1 pseudogene is annotated in these 212 nt (G+C 65.6%); it reads left to right on the forward strand.

The features are described from left to right. Positions 1-212, forward strand: a pseudogene (locus AF337_RS24470) (ABC transporter substrate-binding protein); the annotation flags it as partial.

Genomic DNA, 212 nt, shown 5'->3' on the forward strand with positions numbered 1-212 from the left:
GTGTCGCCGCATCTGCCATGCTTCCGCTTGCAGTCCGCGCTGCAGGCGGCGGCGCTGTCGCTGCCACTTTTCCAGGGAGCTGGGAGGACGCCTATCGCACCGTCCTGACCCCGATGGTCAAGGATGCAGGTTATGACCTCACGGTTGCTCCGGCACTCGCGCAGGACCAGCTCGCTAAGATCATGGCGAGCCCCGGCAACCCGCCCTATGAC

This window comes from Rhizobium ecuadorense, from assembly GCF_001187535.1.
Taxonomy (GTDB): Bacteria; Pseudomonadota; Alphaproteobacteria; order Rhizobiales; family Rhizobiaceae; genus Rhizobium; species Rhizobium ecuadorense.